This is a genomic window from Armatimonas sp. (genome assembly GCF_964826245.1).
This window is the reverse complement of the sequence record NZ_CBAYMC010000341.1, coordinates 1-3,693: the sequence shown is the minus strand read 5'-3', so window position 1 is coordinate 3,693 and position 3,693 is coordinate 1. Positions and strand designations below refer to the sequence as shown.

At 61.2% G+C, this 3,693-nt stretch carries 1 protein-coding gene; it reads right to left on the bottom strand.

All coding sequences use genetic code 11. The features are described from left to right. Positions 1 to 3,693 (bottom strand): hypothetical protein (locus AC1XOS_RS21040; RefSeq protein ID WP_481964171.1); only part of this gene is annotated, 3,693 nt, incomplete at both ends.

Sequence of the window (3,693 nt, the reverse complement as noted above, 5' to 3'; positions counted from 1 at the left end):
TGATATCGGGATAGTCCGGGCTGACATTACCGAGGCCCAGGACAGAGCCCGAGGCTCCGGTATCTGCACGGCGCTTCCACGGCTGTGCCTGAGGCACCGCCGTCTCCCAGGGCAGCGGGTTGATCCGTCCATCAGGACGCATACCAGCTGGCGTGATCGAAGGATTGTCCGTCGGATCGGTGTCTGCGTTCGGGATCAGTCCCGGCCACCAGCGCCAGATCAAGTCATCCCGCACCTCGGCACGAACGCCCGCTAGGTTCAGCGAGCCCCCTGCACGGTTGACAACACGCAGGTTGCGCTGGGTCGCGGAGAGATCCGTCGAGCCCGTGCGGCCATGACCGATATAGCCCGTGCTGGTTGCCACAGGGATGTAGTAGCTCGGATCATCGGCACCATTGGTACGCAGGCGGCGACCAAAGTTCAGATTGAGCTGAAGTACGCCCATCGGGTCGGCGTTGTAGCGGGTGTAGTCGTAGCGCGTGATGGTATTTCCATTCGAGAGCGCCTGACTATACTCAAAGCCACCACGGTCGGGATCCATCGTGCCCGGAGTGGGATTGTTATTTGCCACCCGGTTTCGAACCGAAGCAGGGTTGGTGTAGTCACTGACAGCAGAAAAGGGTGTTCGGAAAGGCCCAATGCCACCGGCAAACGGATCGCCTGCTGCATTCTGTGGTGCTTGCACAGGGGCGTTGTTCATGGTGTTGGTCAGGAAGCCCTGAACCGCAAGCGGGTTGGCAACGGCCACGATGGGGTTCAGATTGGTGCGACGCTCGGCTTCGATCCCGGCATCGGTGGGGAAGTAGCGACGGATCGCCCCCACTTGCACGCCGAGCAGGTTGCGCCGACGAGCAGCAGGCTGCGTCACCGAGATCTCAAACTGAGTCCCTGGCGTGAGGGGTAGCCCCGCGTTGGTGTCTAGGGTGAGCTCGTAACAAGCCACGCCAAGCTGTGCAGGCCGCGCTCCCGAAGGCGTGTCCTGTGCAGGGGTGCTGTATCGGTTCACGTAGGGATAGACCGCAACTGCTCCCGTCGTGATGTTCCGCTCCAGAGTGACATTGCGCGTGATAGGCGTGCCACCATTTCGCGGCGTGATCGTTAGTGTCGCGGTAAATGCCGTCGGGATGGGCGTAAGCGTTCCCATCGGGGGTGTTGGCACCTCCGAGGGCAGAACCGTGATGTCCCAGGCGACGATATAGACTTTCTCGCCCCACTCGTAGAGGTTCTTACCACCCCGTGCCGCGATAGAGCGTGCATTTGCATCCGTGACACGGCGTCCCGCACCTTGTCCCATGGGGAAGAGAGGCGTGTTCTCGCTGGGGTTGACCCACGCGGCATTTCGGCCATCACGGTCAGGGCGAATGGGGCTGCCCGCTCGTGCGGCAAGTTGGATAGCGTCATACTCATCCTTCCTAAACGTATCTACCTTAGGATCGGTGGAGTTGCCCGATGCAGAGAAGCCTGTGCCATAGCCGATTCCTCCGAGGCCACCGCTACTAATGCCGCCGAGGTCAGGACGGAAGACCGGGGTGTAGGCGTAGAAGATTCCATCTTGGCCACCCACAAACACCCAGGTGACATTCTGCCCCGCCGGGTTGTCGTTCCGATCCGCCGTCATGGCCGTGACATTGGTGCCACGCTCCAGGTTCGTCTCGGGAATACCCGTGACACTAGGAGGCGTTGCACTGCGCGTGCCCTGCTGATCGTAGGCGGGCAAGCGAAGCCTGCCGTCGGCGTTGTGATTGGTCGCGTTCCCATTGGCAAACCGACGGTCATAGAACAGACCGTTCATGTCCAGCGGGAAGCCTGTCTGCCCGGTGTGCCAGTCGGGATCCACGGCAGCAATCGGCGGCGTGATGCCTCCATTGGCTGCATTGCCCTGGTAGAGCGGGCGGGGAAGCAGGCCCGGACGCGGGTTGTCCAAGCTGTTGTAACCTGCCGTCGCCGCGAGAGACTGCGGCTCGCCTTGCGGATAGTGCGTGTACTTACCCGTCGGATCCGGTGTCGGCACTGTCTGCTTGGTCAGGCGATCCCGGCGGCGTGCATAGCCAGAGTCCAGCGAGGGGAAGTAGGCATTGGTGACCACCGAGATGCCCGTTCCCGCACCGCCAGGTCCCTCTTGTGTGAACAGGATCACGTGGCCATGCGGGTTGTAGCGGTTGAGGTCATCCCCCTCCGTGAGTGCCCAGCCAAGCGGCCCGTACTGGTTGCCAACCGTCCCGGCATCTTGAATCCCAGGGTTGGTCGCAACGGAAGGATCTTCTCCTTCAATATTCGTGCTAACCTCGTGCAGCACCCCCTGCGCGGTTGTCACCAGCAGCGTCGGGTACTGGAAGGCCTTATTGACCTCGTCAGTAGACGATGGAGGCAGAACCCCCTCCCAAGAGCCACGGGTCGTCGTGAGCGGATCACTGATGTCCTGGTTGACAAACCGACCTGTCAGATCCACGATCGGCAGGAAAAGCGCCTCGGGGAAAGCCGCAGCAGCCGGCAGCGATGCGGTCAGATCCAGATCGAAACCAAAGGGAGTCAAGTTGTAGACAATCGGCCCCATCGGATCTAAGATCACGGGAGGCTCAAAAGTCAGGATCGGCTTGGTAACCGGCGCATCCAGGGTCGGCAGGAGAGGCACCATCGGATCGGTGCCATTTGCCCAGAGTGGCGGCCTTGTGTTTGGCAGCGCGGCAACCGCCGTCATTGCCGTCGTATTGCTTCGGTTCTGCAGCGGGCCTGCGGTCAGCACAAGCTGGCCATCCACAGCGCTACCATCGCCTAGGAGAGAGACCGTGCGCGCCATCACCCTCTTGCGATTAAGGTTGAGCGTATCTTGATTGCCGACATTGAAGATCGTGCTGAAGGGGTTGCCCGCAATCGGCTCCGCCGGGTTCAAGAAGTCACTGGAGGCACTTAGGTCAGGAGGAATCTGCACACTGCCATCGGTGGGGATGGGCGAGGGCTGGTTTGCCGCACTCCCTCCACGCCAGCGGAGCAGGAGCCCTGTCTCTTCATCAATATCCATCGCGAAGAGTCGGCCTTGCCCCCCCAAGAAGATCGTGGGCAGGGTGCGCCGAGCAGGCTCACCCGCTGTGATTCCTGCGAGTCCAGACGGATCCGGCGTAGCGCCTGGCGTGGGCCGGTTTCGCAGCCGCGTGATCGGGTTGTTGGCAGCATCGTAGGTATCGTAGACGAAGCGGTAGGTCCAGGCAGGCGATGCCTTCCCAAACGGGCCTTCTTTCCAGACAAACTCATCCAGCGCCTGGGAGTAGATACGTGTCCCCACCTGAGGAACCGGTCGAGCGGTGGCACCCGCAGGGCTAGAGCTATTGACCGCAGGGTGGCTCGGGGTGAACTTCGCGCTAGCCCGCGACGGCATCGGGTTGGTCAGGAAGTCGTTACGATCTCCCTCCTGATCCAGCAAGAACATGCGTCCCTGCTTGGGTGTGGTGGGCGAGTCCGCATCGTAGTCGTTGGTCGAGACCACCAAGTAGCGCCGAATACCCGTCAGCCCTGGAATGCCTAGGTTGTCCGTGTCGCGGAAGGCGAAGTCCATGACAACAGGTGCGCTGTAGATCGGAGCGATATTGGTAAACGGGGTCGCAAGCCGGTTGCCTGTGTAGGCCTTGCTGAAGTCCGGCAGATCCGTCCCAATCTTATTGTCAACATCCCCATTGACATCGTCAATATCAGCGTAGC